This is a genomic window from Pseudomonas sp. CCC3.1 (assembly GCF_034347405.1).
In the GTDB taxonomy this organism is placed as follows: domain Bacteria; phylum Pseudomonadota; class Gammaproteobacteria; order Pseudomonadales; family Pseudomonadaceae; genus Aquipseudomonas.
The window spans coordinates 4,532,501-4,558,041 of record NZ_CP133778.1 but is presented as its reverse complement, the minus strand read 5'-3'; the positions used below and the strand labels follow the sequence as shown (position 1 = coordinate 4,558,041).

General features: G+C 57.2%; 24 protein-coding genes and 1 rRNA gene (1 of these 25 cut by a window edge). 13 read left to right on the top strand and 12 right to left on the bottom strand.

Annotated features, from left to right (window positions below; translation table 11 throughout):
- The first annotated feature begins 6 nt into the window (after nt 1–6).
- Nucleotides 7–1,281 carry an acetyl-CoA C-acetyltransferase gene (locus RHM56_RS19990; RefSeq protein ID WP_322235298.1) on the top strand — a complete coding sequence of 425 codons (1,275 nt, stop codon included), beginning with the start codon at nt 7–9 and terminating at the stop codon, nt 1,279–1,281.
- Here RHM56_RS19990 and RHM56_RS19985 read toward each other — a convergent pair.
- Nucleotides 1,278–2,306: a bile acid:sodium symporter family protein gene (locus RHM56_RS19985; RefSeq protein WP_322235296.1), complete on the bottom strand. Its 1,029-nt coding sequence runs from the start codon at nt 2,304–2,306 to the stop codon at nt 1,278–1,280. The two genes, RHM56_RS19990 and RHM56_RS19985, sit on opposite strands and share 4 nt — an antisense overlap.
- 82 nt (nt 2,307–2,388) lie before the next feature.
- On the opposite strand from RHM56_RS19985, the gene RHM56_RS19980 reads away from it, so the two are divergent.
- Both RHM56_RS19980 and RHM56_RS19975 read left to right on the top strand, forming a co-directional pair.
- Entirely contained in the window at nt 2,389–3,180 is a 792-nt protein-coding gene (locus RHM56_RS19980) for a helix-turn-helix transcriptional regulator (RefSeq protein ID WP_322235293.1), read from the top strand.
- A 248-nt stretch (nt 3,181–3,428) separates the two neighbouring features.
- Nucleotides 3,429–4,322: a PA4780 family RIO1-like protein kinase gene (locus RHM56_RS19975; protein ID WP_019408749.1), complete on the top strand. Its 894-nt coding sequence runs from the start codon at nt 3,429–3,431 to the stop codon at nt 4,320–4,322.
- A gap of 81 nt (nt 4,323–4,403) precedes the next feature.
- On the opposite strand, the gene RHM56_RS19970 is transcribed toward RHM56_RS19975, so the two are convergent.
- Nucleotides 4,404–5,267 (bottom strand): MBL fold metallo-hydrolase, encoded by an 864-nt coding sequence (locus tag RHM56_RS19970; RefSeq protein WP_322235290.1) that lies wholly within the window; start codon nt 5,265–5,267, stop codon nt 4,404–4,406.
- A 92-nt stretch (nt 5,268–5,359) separates the two neighbouring features.
- Between RHM56_RS19970 and RHM56_RS19965 the strand changes: the two genes are divergently transcribed.
- From RHM56_RS19965 to RHM56_RS19955, 3 genes are read left to right on the top strand one after another with little or no spacing between them, the layout of a single operon-like run.
- Nucleotides 5,360–5,689 (top strand): metalloregulator ArsR/SmtB family transcription factor, encoded by a 330-nt coding sequence (locus RHM56_RS19965; protein ID WP_322235287.1) that lies wholly within the window; start codon nt 5,360–5,362, stop codon nt 5,687–5,689.
- Nucleotides 5,690–5,733: 44 nt separating this feature from the next.
- Entirely contained in the window at nt 5,734–7,299 is a 1,566-nt protein-coding gene (locus tag RHM56_RS19960; RefSeq protein WP_322235284.1) for a TIGR01244 family sulfur transferase, read from the top strand.
- Between the two features lie 8 nt (nt 7,300–7,307).
- On the top strand, nt 7,308–8,108 hold the full coding sequence (locus RHM56_RS19955) for a sulfite exporter TauE/SafE family protein (protein ID WP_322235281.1): 801 nt from the start codon (nt 7,308–7,310) through the stop codon (nt 8,106–8,108).
- A 134-nt stretch (nt 8,109–8,242) separates the two neighbouring features.
- On the opposite strand, the gene cueR is transcribed toward RHM56_RS19955, so the two are convergent.
- The 3 genes from cueR to RHM56_RS19940 all read right to left on the bottom strand — a co-directional run bounded on the left by cueR (nt 8,243) and on the right by RHM56_RS19940 (nt 11,539).
- Entirely contained in the window at nt 8,243–8,656 is a 414-nt protein-coding gene (cueR, locus tag RHM56_RS19950; protein WP_322235278.1) for a Cu(I)-responsive transcriptional regulator, read from the bottom strand.
- A gap of 12 nt (nt 8,657–8,668) precedes the next feature.
- The gene (locus RHM56_RS19945; protein ID WP_322241819.1) at nt 8,669–11,062 is read right to left on the bottom strand and encodes a heavy metal translocating P-type ATPase; all 2,394 of its coding nucleotides are present in this window, start codon (nt 11,060–11,062) and stop codon (nt 8,669–8,671) included.
- A gap of 96 nt (nt 11,063–11,158) precedes the next feature.
- On the bottom strand, nt 11,159–11,539 hold the full coding sequence (locus RHM56_RS19940; protein ID WP_322235273.1) for a hypothetical protein: 381 nt from the start codon (nt 11,537–11,539) through the stop codon (nt 11,159–11,161).
- Between the two features lie 147 nt (nt 11,540–11,686).
- Between RHM56_RS19940 and RHM56_RS19935 the strand changes: the two genes are divergently transcribed.
- Nucleotides 11,687–11,887, top strand: coding sequence for a heavy-metal-associated domain-containing protein (locus RHM56_RS19935; protein WP_322235270.1), 201 nt, complete (start codon nt 11,687–11,689; stop codon nt 11,885–11,887).
- 168 nt (nt 11,888–12,055) lie between these two features.
- Nucleotides 12,056–13,252: a multidrug effflux MFS transporter gene (locus RHM56_RS19930; RefSeq protein ID WP_322235267.1), complete on the top strand. Its 1,197-nt coding sequence runs from the start codon at nt 12,056–12,058 to the stop codon at nt 13,250–13,252.
- A gap of 1 nt (nt 13,253) precedes the next feature.
- Here RHM56_RS19930 and RHM56_RS19925 read toward each other — a convergent pair whose 3' ends face one another.
- Both RHM56_RS19925 and RHM56_RS19920 read right to left on the bottom strand, forming a co-directional pair.
- Nucleotides 13,254–13,424 carry a hypothetical protein gene (locus tag RHM56_RS19925; protein ID WP_322235265.1) on the bottom strand — a complete coding sequence of 57 codons (171 nt, stop codon included), beginning with the start codon at nt 13,422–13,424 and terminating at the stop codon, nt 13,254–13,256.
- Nucleotides 13,425–13,546: 122 nt separating this feature from the next.
- Nucleotides 13,547–14,560, bottom strand: a complete 1,014-nt coding sequence (locus RHM56_RS19920; protein WP_322235263.1) for a zinc-binding alcohol dehydrogenase family protein — start codon at nt 14,558–14,560, stop codon at nt 13,547–13,549.
- Between the two features lie 124 nt (nt 14,561–14,684).
- Between RHM56_RS19920 and RHM56_RS19915 the strand changes: the two genes are divergently transcribed.
- Entirely contained in the window at nt 14,685–15,602 is a 918-nt protein-coding gene (locus RHM56_RS19915) for a LysR family transcriptional regulator (protein ID WP_322235260.1), read from the top strand.
- A gap of 88 nt (nt 15,603–15,690) precedes the next feature.
- On the opposite strand, the gene RHM56_RS19910 is transcribed toward RHM56_RS19915, so the two are convergent.
- Nucleotides 15,691–16,644 (bottom strand): adenosine deaminase, encoded by a 954-nt coding sequence (locus RHM56_RS19910; protein ID WP_322235258.1) that lies wholly within the window; start codon nt 16,642–16,644, stop codon nt 15,691–15,693.
- Between the two features lie 225 nt (nt 16,645–16,869).
- On the opposite strand from RHM56_RS19910, the gene RHM56_RS19905 reads away from it, so the two are divergent.
- Complete coding sequence (locus tag RHM56_RS19905; RefSeq protein ID WP_322235255.1) at nt 16,870–17,955, top strand: calcium:proton antiporter; 1,086 nt, start codon at nt 16,870–16,872, stop codon at nt 17,953–17,955.
- Nucleotides 17,956–17,993: 38 nt separating this feature from the next.
- On the opposite strand, the gene RHM56_RS19900 is transcribed toward RHM56_RS19905, so the two are convergent.
- The 4 genes from RHM56_RS19900 to RHM56_RS19885 form a co-directional block, all read right to left on the bottom strand.
- Entirely contained in the window at nt 17,994–18,677 is a 684-nt protein-coding gene (locus RHM56_RS19900; RefSeq protein WP_322235252.1) for an SDR family oxidoreductase, read from the bottom strand.
- Nucleotides 18,678–19,160: 483 nt separating this feature from the next.
- The gene (locus RHM56_RS19895) at nt 19,161–19,763 is read right to left on the bottom strand and encodes a YigZ family protein (RefSeq protein WP_322235249.1); all 603 of its coding nucleotides are present in this window, start codon (nt 19,761–19,763) and stop codon (nt 19,161–19,163) included.
- 1 nt (nt 19,764) lies between these two features.
- Nucleotides 19,765–20,427, bottom strand: a complete 663-nt coding sequence (locus RHM56_RS19890) for a TetR/AcrR family transcriptional regulator (protein ID WP_322235246.1) — start codon at nt 20,425–20,427, stop codon at nt 19,765–19,767.
- Nucleotides 20,428–20,483: 56 nt separating this feature from the next.
- Nucleotides 20,484–21,404: a LysR family transcriptional regulator gene (locus RHM56_RS19885; RefSeq protein WP_322235244.1), complete on the bottom strand. Its 921-nt coding sequence runs from the start codon at nt 21,402–21,404 to the stop codon at nt 20,484–20,486.
- A 123-nt stretch (nt 21,405–21,527) separates the two neighbouring features.
- Between RHM56_RS19885 and RHM56_RS19880 the strand changes: the two genes are divergently transcribed.
- The 3 genes from RHM56_RS19880 to RHM56_RS19870 all read left to right on the top strand — a co-directional run.
- Nucleotides 21,528–22,877 carry an aspartate aminotransferase family protein gene (locus RHM56_RS19880; RefSeq protein WP_322235242.1) on the top strand — a complete coding sequence of 450 codons (1,350 nt, stop codon included), beginning with the start codon at nt 21,528–21,530 and terminating at the stop codon, nt 22,875–22,877.
- An 83-nt stretch (nt 22,878–22,960) separates the two neighbouring features.
- The gene (locus tag RHM56_RS19875; protein ID WP_322235240.1) at nt 22,961–24,454 is read left to right on the top strand and encodes a CoA-acylating methylmalonate-semialdehyde dehydrogenase; all 1,494 of its coding nucleotides are present in this window, start codon (nt 22,961–22,963) and stop codon (nt 24,452–24,454) included.
- 577 nt (nt 24,455–25,031) lie between these two features.
- Nucleotides 25,032–25,541 (top strand): 16S ribosomal RNA (locus tag RHM56_RS19870); it runs 1,027 nt beyond the window's last position.

Sequence of the window (25,541 nt, the reverse complement as noted above, 5' to 3'; positions counted from 1 at the left end):
CATCTTATGAGTTTGCGTCGTGTAGCCATTATTGGCGGTAACCGGATTCCCTTTGCCCGCTCCAACGGGCCGTACGCGACCGCCAGTAATCAGGCGATGTTGACGGCGGCGCTGGAAGGCCTGATCGAGCGTTACAACCTGCACGGGCTGCGCATGGGCGAAGTGGTGGCCGGTGCGGTGCTCAAGGACTCCAGAGACTTTAGCCTCACCCGCGAGTGCGTGCTGGGGTCGCGTTTGTCGCCGCAAACCCCAGCTTATGACCTGCAACAAGCCTGTGGCACCGGGCTTGAAGCGGCACTGCTGGTGGCCAATAAAATTGCCTTGGGGCAGATCGAATGCGCGATTGCCGGAGGCGTCGACAGCGCTTCGGACGTGCCGATTGGCCTGAATGACGGGCTGCGCCGGTGGTTGTTGCAGTTGAATCGGACCAAGGCGCCGCTGGACAAGATCAAAACCTTGCTTCAGTTGCGTCCCGGCTTTTTAAAGCCTGAGTTTCCACGCAATGGCGAGCCCCGTACCGGGCTGTCGATGGGCCAGCACTGCGAGTTGATGGCGCAGACCTGGAACATCCCTCGCACCGAGCAAGATGCCTTGGCCCTGCACAGCCACCAAGCATTGAGCGCGGCGTATCACGCTGGCTGGGAAGATGACTTGATCACCCCGTTTCTGGGGTTGAGCCGCGACAACAACCTGCGCCCAGACCTGACACTGGAAAAACTCGCCGCCCTTAAGCCCGTGTTCGAACGCAGTGCCAAAGGCACGTTGACGGCAGGTAACTCCACCCCACTGACCGATGGCGCGTCAGTGGTATTGCTCGGCAGTGAGGAATGGGCCAACGCGCGCGGGTTGCCGATTTTGGCTTACTGGCGAGATGGCGAAACGGCTGCGGTGGATTTCGTACATGGCGCTGAAGGTTTACTGATGGCCCCGGTGTATGCGGTCCCACGGCTTTTGGCACGCAATGGCCTGACCTTGCAAGACTTTGACTACTACGAGATTCACGAGGCGTTTGCTGCGCAGGTGTTGTGCACCTTGAAGGCCTGGGAAGACGCCGATTACTGCCAGAAAAGACTGGGGCTGGATGCGCCGCTGGGTGCCATCGATCGCAGCAAACTGAACGTCAAAGGCAGCTCATTGGCGATTGGGCATCCCTTTGCCGCGACGGGTGGGCGGATCGTGACCAACCTGTCCAAATTGCTCGCCACGGCCGGGCAGGGACGAGGGTTGATCTCGATCTGCGCGGCGGGCGGTCAGGGCGTTACAGCGATTATTGAGCGTTAATTGGCCGCCACAACGGCTTGGCTTTGGGCGGCTTTCTCTTGGCGGTTGCGGCTGGCGTAGCTTTCCGCCATCACCGAACACACGATGAGCTGCAACGGGTGGTAGATCATGATCGGCAGCAGAATCAGCCCTATCCCAGGGTTGGCGCCGAAGATCAGTGCGGCCATCGGTGCACCCGCGGCGAGTGACTTTTTGCTGGCGCAGAACACGGCTGCGATCTCGTCTGCGGTGCTGAACTTGAGGGCGCGGGCGGTGCGGGTGGTCAGGTACAAAATGATAGCGAGCAATATCGCGCTACCGGCCAAGGCACTGAAAATGACCGATGTGCCTTGCTGTTGCCACATGCCCGAGACCATCGAGTTGCAGAACGCGGCGTACACCAGCAGCAAGATCACCACTTTGTCGCAGATGTTGGTGTATTTCTTGTGGCGGGCGAAAAAGCGTCCGAACAACGGGCGCATCAATTGCCCGAGCACCAGCGGCAACAACAGCATGGCGCACAGGTCGAGCAGGGTTGAGCCCAGATCGATACCTCCCGAGCCGCTGCCCACCACAAAACTCACCAGCAAGGGCGTCAAAAATATCCCCAGGACGCTGGACAGGCTGGCGTTGAGAATCGCCGCTGGCACGTTGCCGCCTGCGCTGCCAGTGAGGGCCACCGATGAGGAAATGGTTGAGGGCAGGGCGCACAGGTAGAAAAAGCCGAGCATCAGCAGGGGCGGAATGTGCGCACCCAGTAGCGTGTTGGCGAGCACCCAAGTCAGCGGAAACACGATAAAGGTGAAGCCTTGAACCATCAGGTGCAGGCGTATGTTTTTCAGGCCGTGGCGGATTTGCTCGCTGGACAGGTTGACCCCGTGCAGGAAAAACACCAGAAACACGCCGACATTGATCACCACTTCTGCGTGCATCGCGCCGCCCGTGCTGCCGAAGGTCGGAAACACATAAGAGAGAAATGTCGCCACCAACATGCCGCACAGAAACCAGTCTGTGAACAATCGTTTGAGGTGTTTGAACATAGGCATCGCAGGCACCAGAACATTGTAAGAATTGATGACTTAGCCTAACGTCGGACCTATCTCACGTCTTGCGACATAAGGTCAATCAATGCCGCCAAACGGACAACGTGGTACACAACGCGCGATTCCTGCGCTCAATACCTTGCCTCGGCCGCTGTATGCCCGCGCCGAAAGCTTGGGAGCCGGATCGTGGACGCCGCGTCATCGACATGATTGGGTGCAGTTTTCTTACGCCATCAGCGGTGTGCTCGGTGTGCACACCGACGAAGGCAGTTTTTTCGCGCCGCCGCAGTGGGGCATCTGGATCCCGGCTGGGCTGGAGCATGAAGTCGTGACCTCGATGCGCGCCGAAATGCGCAGCTTGTACGTGCGCCGTGAAGACTGTCTGTGGGCGCCCGGGCACTGCCGTGTGCTGGAAGTCACACCGCTGGCACGTGAGTTGATTAAATCTTTTTGTGCCTTGCCGGTGGATTACCCGGAGGGCGGGAGCCCGGAGCAGCGTTTGGTGCAGGTGCTGCTCGATCAACTGGCGGGTCTGAACCAGGTCGGTTTTTCGCTTCCATTGCCACGGCATGCGCGGTTGTTGATGCTGTGCAATGAATTGATCGAAAGCCCTGATGCTGACGCGAGCCTGAGCCTGTGGGCCGAACGTTTGGGCACATCAGAAAAAACCCTGATGCGTTTATTTGATCGAGAAACCGGTTTGAGCTTTCGCAGTTGGCGTCAGCGCATGCGCCTGCTTTCGTCTTTGCGTGTACTTGAAGAGGGCGGCAGTGTGACGCTGGCTGCGTTGTCGTGCGGGTATGAATCAACGTCGGCGTTTATTGCGGCGTTTAAAAAAATGTTTGGTTTCACACCTGGAGAGTTATTCAGGCATTAACAAGCTGATTTTCAGAAATGGCCTGCATATTTTTAGCCCCGTTCTAGTAGGGTGCGCGTTTATTCAAAGGGATTAGTCGGTGCTCTACGATCAGCGCTCGACTATCATCCATGGCATTCGGAATTTTTTGGCACATGACGTGCCTACAAGCGACTCATACACGGTCGCCCCCTCCCCGTAGTGAGTGGATTGCCGTATAACGAGTGACATTCGCGTGTTTGGTAACAAAGGACCCACAATAAAAGCTGATGAAGACTCCAAAACGCTTAGAACCCCTGATCGAAGACGGTCTGATCGACGAGGTGCTGCGCCCACTCATGAGTGGCAAAGAAGCAGCTGTTTACGTGGTCCGCTGCGGCAATGAGCTGCGATGCGCCAAGGTTTATAAGGAGGCTAACAAACGAAGTTTTCGCCAGGCCGCCGAATATCAGGAGGGTCGCAAGGTTCGCAACAGCCGTCAGGCCCGAGCGATGGCCAAGGGCTCGAAGTTTGGTCGTAAAGAAACCGAAGATGCCTGGCAGAACGCCGAAGTGGCCGCACTGTTTCGCTTGGCGGGTGCCGGTGTTCGGGTTCCCAAGCCGTTCGACTTCCTTGAAGGCGTGCTGTTGATGGAGTTGGTGGCCGATGAATACGGCGATGCGGCGCCGCGTCTGAATGACGTGGTGCTGGAGCCGGATCAGGCGCGCGAGTACCACGCGTACCTGATTTCGCAGATCGTGCTGATGTTGTGCACAGGTCTGGTTCACGGTGACTTGTCCGAGTTCAACGTGCTGCTGACGCCGACAGGGCCGGTGATTATCGACCTGCCGCAGGCTGTCGACGCGGCGGGCAACAACCACGCGTTCAGCATGCTGGAGCGGGACGTGGGCAACATGGCTTCCTACTTCGGACGTTTTGCGCCGGAGTTGAAGAAAACCAAGTACGCCAAGGAAATGTGGGCGCTTTACGAAGCGGGCACCCTGAGCCCTTCCAGTGTGTTGACGGGCGAGTTTGAAGAGCCTGAAGAGTTGGCGGATGTCGGCGGAGTGATTCGCGAGATTGAAGCGGCTCGTCTGGACGAAGAACGTCGTCAGGCGGTGCGTGCGGCAGATGATGCACCACCGAGCAAAGCCGAAGAGCCGCCTCCACCCTGGATGCAGTGATTCGATGAATAAAAAATCCGGCTCAGGCCGGATTTTTTATGCCTGGAGAATATTGAAGGTGCGGGCGCTGCTTGGCAGTCTTTAAAACCGGTTCAGCGGGATTTTCAGGCTGCACAGTCCGCTTTCATCGGCTGGCGGCAGGTTGCCGGCGCGGATGTTGATCTGGATCGCCGGGATCAAGAGTGCTGGCACTCCCAGAGTGGCGTCGCGGGCGGTGCGCATATCGACAAAGTCCGTCAGCGGGATGCTGTCGTTGACATGGATATTTCGAGCGCGCTGTTCGCCAACGGTGGTCGACCAACTGGCCTCGCGACCGGCTGGCGGGTAGTCGTGGCACATGAACAGTCGCGTGTCGTTCGGCAAGGCCAGCAGGCGTTTGATCGATTGATACAACTGCTGTGCATCGCCCCCCGGAAAATCGCAACGTGCGGTGCCGACATCCGGCATGAACAGGGTGTCGCCGACGAAAATGCTGTGGTTCTCGATCTGATAGGCCATGTCCGCTGGCGTGTGGCCCGGCACGTGGAGCGCCTGCACCTGGAGACGGCCAATGTGGAACACTTCATCGGGTTCAAACAAATGGTCGAATTGCGAGCCGTCGAGCTTGAACCCAGGCTCAAGGTTGTAGAGGTCGCGAAACACGCCTTGTACTTGGGTGATCGCCGAGCCGATGCCAATCTGACCGCCGAGTTTTCGCTTGAGGTAGGCGCTGGCTGACAGGTGATCGGCGTGGGCGTGGGTCTCCAGTAGCCACTGCACCTGCAAACCATGGGCTTCTACAAAATCGATGATGCTGTCTGCGCTGTCGGTGCTGATGCGCCCGGCCGCGGCGTTGTAATCGAGTACCGGGTCAATGATTGCGCACTCGCCCCCGCTGGCTTCGTAAACCACGTAGCTCACGGTCGAGGTGGCAGGGTCGTAGAAGCCTTGAATTTCGGCGTGCATGGAAAGCCTCGTGTGTATCAAAAAGGTTTCAATATATTGAAACATATATTATCGAGTCGTAGACTGTCGATCATTACATCTCGGAGCCTTCCATGTCTGCTCAGCTCACCAGTCAAGAGATCGGCCTTCTGCGCGATTCTGCGTCCAAAGCCTGCACCCTGCTCAAAGCCTTGGCCAATGAAGATCGGCTGTTATTGCTGTGCCAGCTGACGCAAGGCGAACGTAATGTCGGCGAGCTTGAAGCGCTGACGGGGATCCGCCAGCCCACCCTGTCGCAACAACTTGGCGTGTTGCGCGATGAGGGCATGGTCAATACCCGCAGGATGGGTAAATTCATTTTCTACTCGCTCGCCAGCTTCGAAGTGGTTTCGGTGATGCAAACCTTGTCGGGTCTGTATTGCGGTCAAGCGCTCAAGAAGTAACGGGCCAGCTATTCCATTCATTTTTGTTGTGCCTGGAGTGCCCAATGGAGCCAAACATCAAGCGAATCGACGACACGTTTTCCGTATCAGGGCAGCTCGCGCTGTCAGACCTCCAAACGTTGGCCGCGCTGGGTTTTCGCAGCGTGATCTGCAATCGCCCAGACCATGAAGGCGGGCCGGAGCAACCCGAACACACGTCAATGCAGCAGGCCGCCGAGGCGTTGGGATTGAGCTTTGCTTACCTGCCCGTGCAAACCACCGGGGCGACCTCCGAGCAAGCGCAGCAGTTGCATCAATTGTTGAGCCAGATGCCCACGCCGGTGTTGGCGTATTGCCGCACCGGGAATCGCTCTTCAAAGCTGTATGAAGCCGCGACGCAGGGTGTGCGTGAAGTCCGCCAATTTGACGTTGTCGTGATTGGCGGCGGCTCGGCCGGTATCTCGGTAACGGCCAGCTTGCTCAAGCGCGACGCATCCTTGCGCATCGCGGTGATCGAACCCAGCATCGAACACTACTATCAGCCCGCGTGGACGTTGGTGGGCGGCGGTGCCTACGACGTCAAAGACACGGTGCGGCCCACTGGCGAGGTGATGCCCAAAGGGGCGCAGTGGATCAAAGCATCGCTCTGCGCCTTTGCCCCGCAACGCAAGGTGGTGTTGATCAGCGATGGCACTGAGTTGGGCTATCAGCAATTGATCGTTTGCCCTGGGCTGCAATTGGCCTGGGAGACCATCGAAGGCCTGGAAGAAACTTTGGGCAAGCATGGCGTCACGTCCAACTACCGACATGACCTGGCGCCCTATACCTGGGAACTGGTGCGTTCGCTGCGCGGTGGCAAAGCGCTGTTTACGCAGCCGGGCATGCCGATCAAATGTGCCGGTGCGCCGCAAAAAGCCATGTACCTGTCGTGTGATCACTGGCGCAAACAGGGGGTTCTGGATTCGATTTCGGTGGAGTTCAATCTGGCGGGGGCGGCGCTGTTTGGTGTCCCGACCTTCGTCCCGCCTTTGATGAAATACGTTGAGGCTTACAAGGCTCAACTGGCTTTTCAGTCCAATCTGGTCAAGGTCGATGGCCCGGGCAAGACGGCCTGGTTTGATGTGACGGGCGCTGATGGCCAGGTCACGCGCCATGAAAAACGTTTCGACATGCTGCATGTGGTGCCGCCACAACAGGCGCCGGATGTGATCCGCCGCAGTGAACTGGCAGACAAGGCTGGCTGGTTTGAAACCGACCCGGCAACGTTGCAACACCCGCGTTACCCCGAGATTTTCGCGGTTGGCGACGTGTGCGGCACATCGAATGCCAAGACGGCAGCGGCGGCCCGCAAGCAAGTCGTGGTGGTAGCCGACAACCTGATTGCCCTGCGCAAAGGGGCGGCGTTGCCCAAGCGCTACGACGGTTATGGTTCTTGCCCGCTGACGGTGGAAAAAGGAAAAGTGATTCTGGCCGAGTTCGGCTATGGCGCAAAATTGCTGCCGACGTTCCCGCTGGACCCGGTTGTACCGCGCAAGTCGGCGTGGTTCCTGAAGGCCACGCTGCTGCCATGGTTTTATTGGCAAGGCATGCTCAAAGGGCGCGAGTGGTTCACTGACTGTAAGCCGGACTGAGTTCAAGCATGCTGATTATCATCTTGGGCGCGCTGGTGGGATTGCTGTTGGGGCTGACCGGGGCGGGCGGCGGTATTTTGGCCATCCCGGCGCTGACGCTGGGCTTGGGTTGGACGTTGCTCGACGCGACCCCGGTGGCGTTGTTGGCCGTCGGTGTTGCAGCGGGCGTAGGTGCAGTCGACGGATTACGCAAAGGGCTGGTGCGTTACAAGGCTGCCGGGCTGATGGCGGGGGCGGGTTGGCTGGCTTCGCCGGTGGGGTTGTACCTGGCCAAGTTGTTGCCGGGTGCGGCATTGATGGCGCTGTTTGGCTGCGTGATGGTGTTTGTCTCGGGGCGTATGTTTATGCAGGCAAGAGCGGGTTGCCCTGGAGACGAGGGCGATCACCCTAAAAACTGCCAGCTTAATCCTTCAACCGGGCACCTGAAGTGGGATGCCCGATGCGCCGCGACGCTGGCTTCAATCGGCGCGGCGTCGGGGTTGCTGACGGGGCTGCTGGGGGTTGGCGGCGGCTTTTTGATCGTGCCGGCCTTTCGAAAGTTTAGCGACGTGCCGATGCACGGGATTGTCGCCACCTCATTGATGGTGGTGGCGCTGGTGTCACTGGGCACCTTGGGGCATCTGGTTTATCAGGGCTTTAACCTGTCTGAGGAAGCTGTGTTGTTTATCAGCGCGACTTTGGCCGGGATGATCATCGGACGTGTTGTGGCGCCGAAAGTCTCGGGCAAACGGATGCAGCAAGGCTTTGCAGTGCTGTGTGCGGTGGTCAGCGTGTTGATGATCGGCAAAGTGCTGCTGATGATGCTGTGATCCCATACCTGTGACCCTTCAACTCCTTGTAGTCGCTGCCGAGGCACGTAGGCTGCGATAAGGTCGGCCGGGCCTTCGCACAAGGTTGCTTCAAATCCCATCGCAGCCTTCGTGCCTCGGCAGCGACTACGGGGTTACGGGTTTACGGGGTTACAACAGGTTCCTGACTCCAGGTCCTTGAGGATTGGGCAGTCGGGGCGATGGTCGCCTTGGCAGCTTTCTACCAATACTTGCAAGGTGTCGCGCAGGCTGCTCAGTTCAAGAATCTTTTGATTCAGTGCGTCGATGTGCTGGCGCGCCAGGGCTTTCACATCGCCGCTGGCGCGTTGGCGGTCTTGCCATAAGGTCAGCAACTTGCCGACCTCTTCCAATGAAAACCCCAGGTCCCGCGAGCGTTTGATAAACGCCAGCGTGTGCAGGTCGTCGTCGCTGTACAGGCGGTAGCCGCTGTCGCTGCGGTGGGCGGGTTTGAGCAGGCCAATGGACTCGTAGTAACGAATCATTTTGGCGCTCAGGCCACTGTGTTTGGCGGCCTGGCCGATATTCATGACAGTTGCCTCCTACTCAAGGTCTTTGGGTTTCCAGAACTTCAGTAACAATGCGTTGCTGACCACGCTGACGCTGGAGAATGCCATGGCCGCGCCTGCCAGCACCGGGTTCAAAAAGCCAAAGGCCGCCAACGGAATCCCGATCACGTTGTAGACAAAGGCCCAGAACAGGTTTTGGCGGATTTTAGCGTAGGTTTTACGGCTGATTTCCAAGGCCGCGGGCACCAGTCGCGGGTCACCGCGCATCAGGGTGATGCCGGCGGCGTGCATGGCCACGTCAGTGCCGCCGCCCATGGCGATGCCAATGTCGGCCGCTGCCAGGGCCGGGGCGTCGTTGATGCCGTCTCCGACCATGGCCACCACGCCGGTTTTTTTCAGTTCGGCCACAGTGGCCGCCTTGTCGGCGGGCAGCACTTCGGCGTGCACATCGGCAATGCCCAGCGCCTCGGCCACCACGCGTGCGCTGCCGCGGTTATCGCCGGTCAGCAGGTGAGTGCTGATATGGCGCGCAGTGAGTTGCTGAATCGCCGACTGCGCCCCTGTTTTGAGCGTGTCACCAAAGGCAAACAGCCCTAGCACGCGAGTCTGCGGGCTTTGCTCGATCAACCACGACAAAGTGCGGCCTTCGTTTTCCCAGGCGGCTGCGGACTCAGCCAATGAACCAGGGTTGAGCCCCGTTTCATCCAGCAAGCGGCGATTGCCCAAGGCCAGGCGACGGCCCTCCAGCGTCCCTGCAATACCCCGGCCTGTGAGTGATTGGCTGTCCGTGACATCCGGCACATTCAGGTGACGGGCGGCGCAGGCGTCAAGTACGGCTTTGGCCAGCGGGTGTTCGCTGCCACGTTGCAAGGCTGCGGCGGTTTGCAGCAGGCTGGCTTCGTCGCCATCCAGCGCACTGAAGTGGGCAATTTGCGGGCTGCCCGAAGTTAAGGTGCCGGTTTTATCGAAGACCACAGCGCTGACTTCGTGAGCCCGTTCGAGGGCTTCGGCGTCTTTGATCAGAATGCCGTAGCGTGCGGCCACGCCGGTCCCGGCCATGATTGCAGTGGGTGTTGCCAACCCCAGCGCACACGGGCAAGCGATGACCAATACGGCCACGGCGTTGATCAGTGCGGTCTCGATCGGCGCGCCATAGAACCACCAGCCGAGCAGGGTGGCGAGAGCGATCAAGAGCACGACCGGGACGAAGACCTGACTGACTTTATCCACCAGTTTCTGGATCGGTGCTTTCCCGGCCTGAGCGTCTTCGACCAAGCGAATGATGCGCGCTAATACGGTTTCTGTGCCCAGAGCCAGGGTTCTGATCACCAGGCGGCCTTCGCCGTTAATGGCGCCGCCGGTGACTTTATCCCCAGGCTGTTTGGGCACGGGCAGACTTTCGCCGCTGATCAGGGCTTCGTCGGCGTGGCTTTGGCCGTCGATCACTTCGCCATCCACAGGGAAACGCTCGCCGGGTTTGACCAGCACCCAATCATTGAGGCGCAAGTCGCTGATGGCGACGTCTTGTTCCTGACCGTCGATCACCCGCAATGCGCGTTCAGGGCGCAAGGCTTCAAGGGCTCGAATGGCGCTGGCGGTCTGACGTTTGGCGCGGCTTTCGAGGTATTTGCCCAGCAGTACCAAGGCGATGACGACGGCCGATGCTTCGAAATACAGATGCGGTGTGCTGCCCGGCGCGGCGATGGCCCACTCGTACAGACTCAGGCCGTAGCCAGCGCTGGTGCCGAGGGCGACCAGCAGGTCCATGTTGCCAGCGCCGGCCTTGACGGCTTTCCATGCGGCTATATAGAAGCGTGCACCCAAAATGAACTGCACCGGCGTGGCGAGTACAAACTGTGCCCACGCGGGCAGCATCCAGTGAATACCCAACGGCATGAGCAGCATTGGCAGAACCAGCGGCAACGCCAGCACGATGGCCAGAATCAGCGACCAACGCTCGCGACGCAGGCGCTTTTTCTGATCGTCTTGCAGTGCTTGCGGGTTTTGCGCCTGGTGCAGGCTGGCGCTATAGCCCGCCTGACTGACGGCGTCGATCAGCAGGTTCGGATCGATCTGGCCGAGCAGTTCGACATGGGCGCGCTCGCTGGCCAGGTTGACGCTGGCACGTTCGACGCCTGCGACGTTGGCCAAGGCTTTTTCGACACGCCCGGCGCAAGAGGCGCAGGTCATGCCGCTGATATCGAGTTCCAGACTCTGTGCCGGGACGCTGTAGCCTGCTTGCTGCACGGCTTGGACCAGTGCGGGCAAACTCTGCGCAGGGGCTTGGACACGCGCCTGTTCGGTTGCCAGATTGACGCTGACCGAGCTGACCCCCGGGACGTTGGCCAGGGCTTTTTCGACGCGCCCAGCACAGCTGGCGCACGTCATGCCGTCAATCGGCAGGTCGAATTGGGTGAGCACGAGCAGTCCTCCTCAAGAAGTTATCTGTCCATAGAATCGACCTTGACCCCATGGCAAGGTCAAGGCTTCTTGCTGTGCTTTATTGGTGCGCTCGGCGTGAGTTCAATATTCCAGTGTGGCGGGTTTGAGGTACATGCCGTCTTTGCCGAGGGCGATCCGGTATTTGCGCACATCACCGGCTTTTAGCGTGAATGCCTGTGCGGGCGGCACCAGCATGCCGGGCAAGCAGCCGGGCGCTTGTCCGGGCAGTAGCTTGAGGCGGATGTCGACAGTGGAGGGTGGCAAATTGAAGGACTGCGCCTGTTCTTGAAACAATCGGCCGGCCAGTTGGTCATCGATGTACACCCCGATCTCGCAGTGAGTGGGGACTTCCAGTCGCTCGCGCGAAATGATCAGCACGCCATAGTCCTGATCGGCATGTGCCCATAACGGCAAGCTGGCGAGACTTAGAAGACTGACTAGGCTCAAAACGGACCTGCGCATGGCTCGGTACCCTGTTTTCAAATCACAAGGCATTCAGCTTGGCCGAGCAAGGTTCAGATTGCCAGCGTGTTGACGCAACAAGGGGCTTGACCTTGCCACGATGGCAAGGTGAATGCTGCAGCCATCTCAAACAAAGGAGGCTTCATCATGCAGACTTTTAAAGTGGATGGAATGACCTGTGGCGGTTGTGTACGGGGTGTGACTAACGCGATTAAGCGCATTGATCCTGACTCGACTGTAGACGTCGATCTCGCGACCAAGACCGTTAAGGTTGAAAGCGCGCTGGCTGCAAAAGACATCGTCGGTGCGATTGAAGGTGCCGGTTTTGAAGTGCTCGCCAAGGCTTGACGCAAAATACTGTAGCTTGTCTCGCGATCTTTTTAGAGATCAAAAGATCGCGAGGCAAGCTCGCTCCTACAGAGGTTTTATTAGCTAGCTCGCTATCTTTATGTTCAACGTCTGCAACCACGGCTAGACTATCGGGCTGCGCTAATCGCACTTCGATTTGGATACCTGATGAACGTTAGAACAATCCTGATTCTGGGCGCTCTCAGCGCTTTTGGTCCCCTGGCGATCGACTTCTACTTGCCAGGCTTTCCGGCGATGGCTCAAGCCTTTGCCACTGATGAGAAGCACATTCAACTCACGCTCGCGGTCTACTTTCTGGGCTTGTCCATCGGCCAACTGGTGTATGGCCCGATTGCTGACCGTTTTGGTCGACGGGTGCCACTGCTGGTTGGCGTGGGTCTGTTTACGCTGGGTTCCTTTGCCTGTGCCTTTGCTCCCACCCTTGAGTGGCTGATCGGTGCGCGCTTTGTCCAGGCGCTGGGCGGTTGCGCCGGAATGGTGCTATCGCGGGCGATTGTCAGTGACAAGTGCGACGCGGTGGGGTCGGCCAAGGTGTTTTCACAGCTGATGCTGGTGATGGGGCTGGCACCGATCTTGGCGCCAATGCTGGGCGGCCTGTTGGTAAATGTGTACGGCTGGCAGTCGATTTTTATCGTGCTGACCGGCTTCAGCGCGCTGGCGGCCTTGGCCGTGGCGCTGGGTTTGCCGGAAAGCTTACCGGCCAACGTTCCGCGCCAACCGTTGTCGGGTGCGCTGCGCCAATATGGCCGTTTGCTCAAGGATCGCGAATTTCTGGGACATGCACTGACCGGGGGGATCGCAATGGCCGGGATGTTTGCCTACATCGCCGGTTCACCTTTCGTATTTATCAAACTCTACGGCGTGCCCGCTGAACACTATGGCTGGCTGTTTGGCAGCAACGCGGCAGGCTTTATTTTGGTCGCTCAGTTGAACGCTCGTTTGCTGGCCAAGCGCGAACCAGGCTTTTTGCTGGCGCGCACCGTGTGGGTGTATCTGGCGGCGGGCCTTGCGTTGCTGGGCATTAGCGCCTTGCACACCGAGCAGTTGTGGCCGTTGCTGATTCCGTTGTTTGTGTGTATCGCCAGTTTGGGGTGCATTATCCCTAACGCCTCGGCGTGTGCCATGAACGGGCAGGGCGCGCGAGCGGGGAGTGCTTCAGCGATGTTGGGCTTTTTGCAATTCAGCGTCGCTGCCGGGGCGGCCTCATTGGTGGGCGTGTTGCACGATGGCAGTGCGATGCCCATGGCGATGGTCATCACCTTGTGCGGGATTCTGGCAGTGGCAATCGGAATGGCGACCCGCCGTTTATACACCGCGCGGATCGCCGCTCAAGACGCTGTCTGAGTTACCCCACCAAGCGTTCGGGCAATGTGTGCGGGGCTTGCAAGCGTGATTGCAGTTTATCCACAAAGGCTTTGGCCTCGGCTTCGCTGCGAAAATTCACGGCTTGCTGGTCGATTTGAACCTGCCATTGGCAGTCACGGGATCTTGCTAACGCTTTTATCAGGATTTTCATTTCTGGCCTCCTTTGGTTGGCAAAGGTGGCCAGTGTATGCCCGAAAACGTTGAGGAAGATGACGGACATCAAGTCTCTGACTGACGGTTATAAATTGGCCGTTTCAGTCCCCGCCGCATGACTCAGAACCCTTCAAGGACGATTTTGCCCTTGGACTTGCCACTTTCGAGCAGCGCATGTGCGCGGCGCAGGTTAGCGGCATTGATGGTGCCAAAGTGCTCACCCACGGTGGTGCGCAATGTGCCTGCATCAATCAGTTCGGCCACCCGGTTCAACAGGGTGTGTTGCTCGATCATGTCCGGGGTTTCGAACAGTGAGCGGGTGTACATGAACTCCCAGTGCAGCGACAGGCTTTTGCGCTTGAGCTTGGTGATGTCGAGGGCTTTAGGGTCGTCGATCAATGCTAGCTTGCCTTGTGGCGCAAGGGCTTCGACCAGTTGGTCCAGGTGCTGATCGGTTTGGGTCAGGCTGGCGACGTGAGTGACTGCACTCATGCCTTGGCGCTTGAGTTCTTCGCTCAAGGGTTGCGCATGATCGACGACGACATCGGCCCCCAGCTCGCGTACCCAGTCTTGAGTTTCGGGGCGTGAGGCACTGCCAATCACCTTGAGCGCGGTCAACTGGCTGGCCAGTTGGGTCAGGATGGAGCCGACGCCGCCTGCCGCGCCGACAATCAGCAGGCTTTGTTGCTCATCGTTTCTACCTTCTTTGATACCCAGGCGTTCAAACAGCAGTTCCCAGGCGGTGATGGCGGTCAGGGGCAGCGCCGCGGCTTCGGCGAAACCCAGGCTCTTGGGCATGTGCCCGACAATGCGCTCATCCACCACGTGAAGCTCGCTGTTGCCACCCGCGCGGGCGATGGAGCCCGCGTAAAAAACCTTGTCGCCCACCTTGAACAGGCTGACCTCACTGCCGACGGCCTTGACCACACCCGCCACATCCCAGCCCAGCACTTTGGCGGCACCGGCTTCGGGCTGCACGTTTTGCCGGACTTTGGTGTCCACCGGGTTCACAGAAATAGCTTTGACCTCCACCAGCAGGTCACGTGGGCCAGCCACGGGCTCGGGCAGCTCGATGTCTTGCAGGGCATTAGGGTCTTGAATCGGCAGCGACTGGTAGTAGGCGATAGCTTTCATGGGGCAAGTCCTAAATGTGAGTACGAAAGTGAGGCGATGATTAACCATTTCACAGGGCGATAAAACCGGCTAAAACAGCAGTCTCTTTCAATAATATTTTGATAATGGCGAGGATGAGCTCTGGATGCTGCGTTTCGATGACCTGCAATTGTTTGTTCGCGCCGCTGATTTGGGCAGCTTGTCGGCGGCCGCGCGGGTGATGGACATGTCGCCCGCTGTGGCGAGTGCCGCGCTCAAACGGATAGAGGCGCAGTTGGGGGCCCGATTGTTGGCGCGTTCCACTCGCAGCTTGCGCCTGACGGCAGAGGGGCAGGGGTTTCTCGACTATGCGCGTACGGCCTTGAGCAGCCTTGATGAAGGACGACGCCTTTTAGCCCGTGGACAAGATCAGGTGAGCGGTGTGTTGCAGCTTTCGGCCCCGTCGGACTTTGGACGCAATCTGTTACTGCCATGGCTGGATGAGTTCCAGCGCGCGCATCCGCAGTTGACCGTGCGGCTGTTATTGGGCGACCGGATTGCCGATTTGTTTCGCCAGCCGGTGGACATTGCCCTGCGCTATGGCGAACCGGAAGATTCCAGTCTGGTTGCGCTACCGGTGGCCGCCGATAATCGGCGAGTGCTGTGTGCGTCGCCTGATTACTTGGCCCGCAGGGGCGAGCCTCGTCAGTTGGAACACTTGCTGCAACATAATTGCCTGTTGTACATGCTGGGTACGCGGGTTCACGACTATTGGCAGTTTGATGACGGCAAACGTGAGTTAGGGCTGACGGTCAGCGGTGATCGTTTTAGTGATGATGCTGATGTGGTACGTCTGTGGGCGATTGCCGGGGCTGGAATTGCTTACAAGTCCTGGCTGGACGTGGCGGGGGATGTGACGGCGGGGAGGCTGAAGGTGCTATTGCCCGAACTGAGGTGCGAGCGGGCGCCCTTGAATATGCTGTGCAGCCATCGAGCGCAGTTGAGCAAGCCGGTAAAGCTGCTGCGCGACATGTTGAGTGAACGGTGTGCAGGGTTGAGCCATTTGTACCCGTTGAAACGTTGACCCTGTGTAGGAGCGAGCTTGTCTCGCGATCTTTTGATCTTTTAAAAGATCGCGAGACAAGCCCGCTCCCACAGAAGGCAGGTGGGGTTTACGGTTTGACCAGCCGTGCGTCCAGGCTGTTTTGCGCCAGGCGCTTGGCTTGATCCTGGGTCATGCCCAGATCGGTGTACAGCGCGTGGAAGTTCTCGGTCACGTAGCCGCCGAAGTAGGCCGGGTCGTCGGAGTTGACGGTGACTTTCACGCCGCGCTCAAGCATGTCGAGAATGTTGTGTTGCGACATGTGATCAAACACGCACAGTTTGGTGTTGGACAGCGGGCAGACGGTCAGCGGGATTTGCTCGTCGATGATGCGCTGCATCAAACGCTCGTCTTCAATCGCGCGCACACCGTGGTCGATGCGCTGGATTTTCAGCAGATCGATGGCTTCCCAGATGTACTCCGGCGGGCCTTCTTCGCCAGCGTGGGCCACGGTCAGAAAACCTTCGTGACGGGCGCGGTCAAACACTCGCTGGAACTTGCTCGGCGGGTGGCCCATTTCTGAGCTGTCCAGCCCAACGGCGACAAAGGCATCGCGAAATGGCAGTGCCTGGTCGAGGGTTTTTTGTGCTTCATCTTCGCTCAAGTGGCGCAGGAAGCTCAGGATCAAGCCGCTGGTGATACCCAGTTGCTGTTCGCCGTCTTTGAGTGCAGCGGCGATGCCATTCAGTACCACTTCAAAAGGCACACCGCGGTCGGTGTGGGTTTGCGGATCGAAGAAGGGTTCGGTGTGAATGACGTTCTGTGCCTTGCAACGCAACAGGTAAGCCCAGGTCAGGTCGTAGAAGTCCTGAGACGTGCGCAGGACGTCCGCGCCCTTGTAATAGAGGTCGAGGAACTCTTGCAGGTTGTTGAAGGCATACGCTTTGCGCAAGGTTTCAACATCATTCCAAGGCAAGGCGATTTTGTTGCGCTCGGCCAGTGAGAACAGCAGTTCGGGCTCCAGGGAGCCTTCAAGGTGCAGGTGCAGTTCTGCTTTTGGCAGGGCGTTCAGCCAGTCATACATATACTTTTTTCTCATCAAATCAGGTGCAGATGGCGGCATTCTACAGGCGCTGGGCGACACAGCTTGTAAAAAAGCCCCCGCCATTTGTCGCACCGTTCTTGGCCAAGGGGGGTGAGAGCGTCTTCGAGTCGCGTGCCTGTGAACTAACATGTAACGAAACGTTAGCAAGTTGCGGCAGTCTGTAACCTCACAACGTGTATTCGATTCCCGGTAAAAAGGCCCGCGATGCTGACTTTATTGAAAGACGAAAAACTTCTGCTGCTGGCGATAGTCATGGCCGGTGTGGCGTTCCCGCTCGAGCATTGGCTGCTGAACAGTGGCCAGGTTTTTGCCTTGGTGGGAGGCTTTGTGCTGATCGCCGCGATTGTCTGTGCGTCGATGCGCGTGGCGCATCATGCCGAGGTGCTGGCTGAAAAGGTTGGCGACCCCTATGGGACGATGATCCTGACCTTGTCAGCTGTGTTGGTGGAAGTGGTCATCCTAGCCATCATGATGAGCAACGAAGCGTCACCGACGTTGGTGCGAGACACGATTTATTCGGCGGTGATGCTCGATATCAACGGCATTCTCGGTTTGGCTGCATTGATGGGTGGGATCAAACACGGCGAGCAGTCCTACAACGATGATTCGGCCCGCACCTATAGCGTGATGATTCTGACGGCCATGGGTGTGTCGATGGTGGTGCCGGAATTTATCCCCGAGGCGGACTGGAAGATTTACTCCGCTTTCACCATTGGCGCGATGGTGCTGCTTTACACCTTGTTTTTACGGATGCAGGTGGGGCCGCACAGCTACTTTTTCAGTTACAGCTACCCGGAGAAAAAAGGCCGCAAGCGTGAGCCAGAAGGGACGCCTGCTAACGTGAAATGGTCGGTCGCTGTTTTGGGGCTGGGTGTGATTGTGATCGGAGCGCTGGCGGAGGTGATGTCCAAAGCGCTGGACCTTGGCCTTGAGGGCACGGGAGCCCCGCCGGTGATTACCGCTATTTTGGTGGCCGCCATTTCGGCCGCTCCTGAAATTTTGACTGCTTTACGGGCCGCGCTGGCCAACCGCATGCAGTCGGTGGTGAATGTGGCCTTGGGTGCTTCGCTGTCGACGGTGATTTTGACGGTGCCGGTGATGGAGGCCATGGCGTTGTATACCGGGCAGCCCTTTCAGATGGCCATGACCCCGGTGCAGACGGTGATGGTGCTGATTACCCTGGTGGTCTGTGCGATCAATTTGAATGATGGTGAAACCAATGCCATTGAAGGCATGACGCACTTCGTGTTGTTTGCAACGTTCATCATGCTGTCGTTGCTGGGCCTGTAATTCAGAAGGGCGGCCTGTGCAGGCTGCCCATCTCACGGTTACCAAGGAATGGTCTGACCCTTGTAGTCGATAAAGTGATGGCCGCCTTTGCCAGCGTATGCCTTTAGTTGCTCTACGATGCCACGGATGCTGGTGTCGACATCTATGTCTCCCTCTCCACCGCTCAGCTCGGTTTTGACCACGCCAGGGTGCATGGATAGCACGGTAGGCCGCTCATCTCCCAGTTGGGTAATGAACGTATTGGTCAACGAGTTGAGCGCTGCCTTGCTGGCTTTGTAGAGTGCCAATTGCGGTGCGTTGGGGATGGTGACACTGCCCAGCCGTGAACTCATAAATGCCAGGATGCCATCGCCTTTTCGGATGTTGGCGACGAAGGCCTGTGCCACGTTAATCGGTGCAACGCTGTTGGTCATGAAGAGCTGACCGATGTCAGCCAGGCTGGCGCTGCCCGGTGTCTGGTCATCCGGGCCTTTGATGCCAGCGTTAATGAAAACCAAGTCGAAGACCTCTGCGTTTAAGCGTTGGTGCAGTGCTTTGATGGCATGCAGGTTATCGATATCGAGTTGTTCAACCTGCACGTTATCCAGCGTTCTCAACGCATCGGCTCGTTGAGGGTCACGGACGGTCGCCGTCACGTGCCAGCCTTCGTTCGATAACGCAGTGACCAAGCCGAGGCCAAGTCCTCGTGAGGCACCGACGATGAGTGCTTTTTTTGCTGTCATGAGTTTCACCCTCTGAAAAGTAAAAGGAAGTCAGCGTTGAAGGTTTTACTCCTTCGTTCTGTAGGTTCCCAGCTTCTATGCGTGTGCTTATGGAATCGCTTGGGTAGGGCGTTAAGAAAAATTGGCTGCGGCGATGGTTTTAAGTGACTTGAATTGGTTAAAAAACGTACAGGATTAAGTAAGCGTTATGGGGGCTGAATCCGCGAGGAATTTACACGGGTTATCCACAGGTTGTTCCACAGGAACTGTGCGCAACTCGATCGGTGGGATATAAGCACTGGGCTGCTTTGTTCTAACCGCGATAACCCGGTCTAACTGTTTGTTTTTACGACAAATTACGAAATCATCCAGCAGCTTGGTTAAAAAGTGTACAAAATGCCGGAAAGCCCGCTGCATAAGGGCTGCCGCGGTGTGTGCTCAGGTTATCCACAGCCGGGTGCACAGTGATTGTGGGCAACTGTAGTGCAGGTTAATCACAGGTTTTTATGGGGCGCTGTCAAACGTGTCCCGGTGCAGCAAGATTCTGCCGCGACTGATGTCTGCGAGCTGCTGTTGCAGGGATGTTATGTGCTCTTCGCCTAGCGCCAGTTGCAGATCAACACCGTTGGCGGTAAAGGTTTCGTCAATGAGCAGGCCATTGAGTTCGGCCAAGCGTAATTTCACCAAAGCCAGTTCACTGAAGCTGCATGAGCAGTGGAGCGCTACGCGGTTGATGAGCGGGCGTTTTTCTGCATTTTGCAGGCATTTGTTTGCGCCGCCGCCATAAGCCCGTGCGAGCCCGCCGGTGCCCAGTTGAATACCCCCGTACCAGCGAATAACCAGCACCACGACTTGATCGCAGTCTTGCGCTTCAATGGCTGACAAGATCGGGCGACCCGCCGTACCGCCGGGTTCTCCATCATCACTGCTGCGATATTGATCGCCGAACTTCCAGGCCCAGCAATTGTGCGTGGCGTTAAGGTCACTGTGTTGCTCGATGAAGTCCTGGGCCTGCTGGGGGCTGGTGATTGGCGCGGCGAGGGTGATGAAGCGGCTTTTGCGGATTTCTTCGCGGTACTCGCAAAGGCCGGTGAGGGTAGAAGGCATGTCAGTTCCGGGCTTCGGCGGTGGGTGTGAGGCCGCAGCCTTTGAGGATGATTCGAATCAGGTTGTCGCTGGCGTCTTGCATGTCTTGTTTAGTCAAGCGGGTGCGGCCAGTGACGCGGCAGATCTGGGTGGCAAAGTCAGCGTAGTGCTGGGTGCTGCCCCACAGCAGAAAGATCAAGTGCACGGGGTCGACGGGATCCATTTTTCCGGCATCGATCCAGGCTTGGAACACGGCGGCGCGGCTTTGGAACCAGGCGCGGTAGTCTTGCGTGAAGTACTCGGTCAGACATATCCCGCCACTGATGATTTCCATCGCAAATACCCGCGAGGCCTGGGGGTGGCGACGTGAGAATTCCATCTTGGTGCGAATGTAGTGACTGAGTGCTTGAGCTGGGTCGTCTTCAACCTTCAGGGTGTTGAAGGTGCTGTCCCACAATTCGAGGATATTGCTCAACACCGCAATGTAGAGCCCAAGCTTGTTGGTGAAGTAGTAATGCAAATTGGCTTTGGGCAGGCCTGCCTTGAGTGCAATGGCATTCATGCTGGTGCCTTTGAAGCCGTGGCGGGCAAACTCATCCTCAGCGGCTTTGAGAATGGTTTCTTCGTTCTTTTGACGAATTCGGCCAGCGGGCTTTCCATCGTGGGATGGGACTTCAAAGGTCATAGGTTTTCCAAGGCAATCTATGTGGGCGCATTCTGTGTTGTCGCGCTTATTTCACGTTAACGCGTCGCTTCCAGGCTCTCAAGAAAACTTTCCAGCACCAGGTGCGGGCGACGTCCTTTGCGGGTAACAGACGCCAGGCTTAAGTCATAAAAGCGCGTTTTGGCTTTCAAGGCGCGAAGGCGACCCTGTTGAACCCAAAAGCTGGCGTAGTGATCGGGTAGATAACCGATGTAACGCCCGGTCAAAATCAAGAAGGCCATGCCTTCCCGGTCGGAAGCACTGGCGGTGCAATTGAGCGCCTGATAGTGCGCCTGAATGTCGGCGGGCAGGCGAAAGGTCGGAGCAATCGCATCCTGTTCATTGAGGCGCTGATCTTCCAGTTGGCGGTCGTCGACATAAAACAGTGGGTGGCCGACGGCGCAGTAGAGCAACGAGCGCTCGCTGTATAACGGTTGATACTCCAGTCCTGAGAGTGCGCTGGCCTGGGGGACTACGCCGACATGCAGGCGGCCGTCGAGTACGCCTTGTTCAACTTCGTTGGGGGCGATCATGCGAATGTGAATTTGCACGTCAGGCCCGCGTTCCTTGAGTTGGGCCAGGGCATGGGTGATGCGCATGTGCGGCAGGGTGACGAGATTGTCTGTCAGACCGATCGTCAACTCGCCGCGCAGATGGTGATGCAGGCCGTTGACCTCTGTACGAAAGCTTTCGAGTGCACCCAACAATTGCAGTGATGACTGATAGACCTCACGGCCTTCTTCTGTCAGCGAAAAACCTGCGCGACCACGCTGGCAAAGGCGCAAACCCAGGCGTTGTTCGAGGTCGCTCATTTGTTGGCTGATGGCCGAGCGTCCAATCCCGAGCACGGTTTCTGCTGCCGAAAATCCACCGCACTCTACGACGCTGCGAAAGATGCGCAGCAGTCGAATATCAAAGTCGCTGACTTGGGCCAGTGCATCGGGACGACGGCTGCTCATAGTTTAGTAATCGCCTAACTAAAGGTTAGAAGAGTTGAATTTCATCGACTTTATAGGCGTGGCAATTTAGCTGCAACCACGCTTTCAATCCCACGCCGCTTTCTGCTTTGCGAGGTTTTGCCGATGAACATGCCTGAAAACGCCGACATTACAGTGACTAGCCAGCTCAAGCTGGATGCTCATTGGATGCCTTACACCGCCAACCGTAACTTCCATCGTGACCCGCGTTTTATCGTTGGGGCCAAGGGGAGCTATCTGACGGACGAGAAGGGTCGGCAAATTTACGATTCATTGTCAGGTCTGTGGACTTGTGGCGCAGGGCATACCCGCACAGAAATTCAGGAAGCTGTGGCCAAGCAACTGGGCACACTCGATTATTCGCCAGCGTTCCAGTACGGGCATCCGCTGTCATTCCAGTTGGCTGAGAAGATTACTGACCTGACCCCGGGCAACCTTAACCATGTGTTTTTCACTGACTCGGGTTCGGAGTGTGCGGATACCGCAGTGAAGATGGTGCGTGCCTATTGGCGTTTGAAAGGCCAGTCGACCAAAACCAAGATGATTGGTCGTGCCCGCGGTTATCACGGGGTGAATATTGCCGGCACAAGTCTGGGCGGAGTGAACGGCAACCGTAAGCTGTTCGGTCAGGCGATGATGGATGTCGATCACTTGCCGCACACGCTGCTGGCGAGCAATGCGTTTTCTCGTGGCATGCCGGAGCTGGGCGGTATCGCACTGGCTGATGAGTTGCTCAAGCTGATTGAGTTGCACGATGCTTCGAACATCGCGGCAGTGTTTGTTGAGCCAATGGCCGGTTCCGCCGGTGTACTGGTTCCGCCGCAGGGTTATCTGAAACGTCTGCGTGAAATCTGCGATCAGCACAACATCCTGTTGGTGTTCGATGAAGTGATTACCGGGTTTGGTCGTACAGGCTCGATGTTTGGCGCTGACAGCTTCGGCGTAACGCCTGACCTGATGTGTATTGCGAAGCAAGTCACTAACGGAGCAATTCCAATGGGCGCAGTGATTGCGACCAGCGAGATTTATCAGACATTCATGAATCAGCCGACGCCTGAGTACGCAGTTGAATTCCCACACGGCTATACCTATTCGGCTCACCCGGTGGCGTGTGCTGCGGGACTGGCTGCTCTGGAGTTGCTGCAAAAGGAAAACCTGGTGCAGAGCGTGGCTGAAGTCGCGCCGCATTTTGAGAATGCCATTCATGGTTTGAAGGGCGTGAAGAACGTCATCGATATTCGTAACTACGGCTTGGCCGGTGCGATCCAAATCGCCCCACGTGATGGCGATGCGATTGTGCGTCCATTCGATGCGGCGATGAAGTTGTGGAAGGCTGGCTTCTACGTGCGCTTTGGTGGTGACACGCTGCAGTTCGGGCCAACCTTTAACAGCAAGCCGCAAGACTTGGATCGTCTGTTCGATGCGGTCGGCGAAGCGCTGAATCAGATCGACTGATCCTTCTTTATATAGAAGCGATTTTTTTGCAATTCATACAGGCGCGCAGCGTTCGCGCCTGTGGGCAACTTTTTGGAGCACCCATGAGCACCATTCAACATTTGATTAATGGCGAGTTGCTGAGCGATTCCGGTCGTACCGCCGATGTGTATAACCCGTCGACCGGTAAAGTGATTCATCAAGTGCCACTGGCCAGCCGCGAAACCATTCAAAAGGCTATCGATGCAGCCAAGGCAGCATTCCCGGCATGGCGCAACACGCCTGCGGCCAAGCGTGCTCAGGTGATGTTCCGTTTCAAGCAACTGCTGGAGCAGAACGAAGCGCGGATCTCGCAGTTGATCAGCGAAGAGCATGGCAAGACGTTGGAAGATGCTGCGGGTGAGCTGAAGCGCGGGATTGAGAACGTTGAGTACGCGTGTTCTGCGCCTGAAATCCTGAAGGGCGAGTACAGCCGTAATGTAGGACCGAATATTGATGCATGGTCGGATTTCCAGCCGTTAGGTGTGGTTGCGGGTATTACGCCTTTCAACTTCCCGGCTATGGTTCCGCTGTGGATGTACCCGTTGGCGATTGTGTGCGGTAACTGTTTCATCCTTAAACCTTCCGAGCGTGATCCAAGCTCGACGTTGTTAATCGCACAGTTGTTGCAGGAAGCCGGTTTGCCCAAAGGTGTGATGAACGTGGTGCATGGCGACAAGGGTGCAGTTGATGCGCTGATTGAGGCGCCAGAAGTCAAAGCGTTGAGCTTTGTGGGGTCGACGCCGATTGCTGAGTACATCTATGCCGAAGGGACCAAGCGCGGCAAGCGTGTTCAAGCGCTGGGTGGTGCGAAGAACCATGCGGTACTGATGCCGGATGCGGACCTGGATAACGCGGTCAGTGCTCTGATGGGGGCTGCCTACGGTTCGTGCGGTGAGCGTTGCATGGCGATTTCGGTTGCAGTGTGCGTGGGTGATCAGGTTGCCGATGCGTTGGTGGCCAAGCTGGTCCCACAAATCAAGGCGCTGAAAATCGGTGCAGGCACGTCGTGTGGTCTGGATATGGGGCCTTTGGTGTCGGGCCAGGCGCGTGACAAAGTCAGCGGTTATGTCGAGGACGGCGTGGCAGCCGGTGCTCAGTTGGTCGTTGATGGTCGTGGCTTGAGCGTCAAGGATCATGAAGACGGCTTCTTCCTGGGTGGCTGCCTGTTTGACCGTGTGACACCTGAGATGCGTATCTATAAAGAAGAGATTTTTGGTCCGGTACTGTGCATCGTGCGCGTTAACAGCCTGGAAGCGGCCATGCAGCTTATTAATGATCACGAATACGGCAACGGAACGTGCATCTTTACGCGTGACGGTGAAGCGGCTCGCCTGTTCTGTGACGAGATTGAAGTGGGCATGGTGGGGGTTAACGTTCCGCTACCTGTGCCCGTTGCTTACCACAGCTTTGGTGGTTGGAAGCGTTCGCTGTTTGGTGATCTGCATGCTTATGGGCCGGATGGGGTGCGCTTCTATACGCGTCGTAAGGCGATCACTCAGCGTTGGCCGCAGCGTGCCAGTCATGAGGCGTCGCAGTTTGCTTTCCCGAGTTTGTAAGGTTCGCAGAGGCTCCATATAGAAGAAGAGAGGCCAGCCGTCAGGCTGGCCTCTGCTTTTGAGGCTTTTAAGGCGATATGACAGAAATATGAAATAAAGGCTTGACCCAGATTTTCAACGGCCTATAATTCGCCCCACTTCCGGCGCAGTCGAAACGGAAAACTCCTTGAGTATCAATGAGTTGGATTGGTTTTCGGCAGTGCCAGCTTCAAGTCATCGAAGCAGGAAATGAGGTGTTGACAGCAGCGTGTAACGCTGTAGAATTCGCCTCCCGCTAACGAGAGATCGAAAGCGCAAGTGGTTGAAGTTGTTAAAGATTTCCAAGCGAAACTTTGAAAACTTCTTAAATAACCGCTTGACAGCAACAGAGGCTGCTGTAGAATGCGCGCCTCGGTTGAGCGAAAGCTTAACCAACCGCTCTTTAACAACTGAATCAAGCAATTCGTGTGGGTGCTTGTGGAGTCAGACTGATAGTCAAAAAGATTATCAGCATCACAAGTTACTCCGCGAGAAATCAAAGATGTAACCAACGATTGCTGAGCCAAGTTTAGGGTTTTCTCAAAACCCAAAGATGTTTGAACTGAAGAGTTTGATCATGGCTCAGATTGAACGCTGGCGGCAGGCCTAACACATGCAAGTCGAGCGGTAGAGAGGTGCTTGCACCTCTTGAGAGCGGCGGACGGGTGAGTAATACCTAGGAATCTGCCTGATAGTGGGGGATAACGTTCGGAAACGGACGCTAATACCGCATACGTCCTACGGGAGAAAGCAGGGGACCTTCGGGCCTTGCGCTATCAGATGAGCCTAGGTCGGATTAGCTAGTTGGTGAGGTAATGGCTCACCAAGGCTACGATCCGTAACTGGTCTGAGAGGATGATCAGTCACACTGGAACTGAGACACGGTCCAGACTCCTACGGGAGGCAGCAGTGGGGAATATTGGACAATGGGCGAAAGCCTGATCCAGCCATGCCGCGTGTGTGAAGAAGGTCTTCGGATTGTAAAGCACTTTAAGTTGGGAGGAAGAGCATTAACCTAATACGTTAGTGCTTTGACGTTACCGACAGAATAAGCACCGGCTAACTCTGT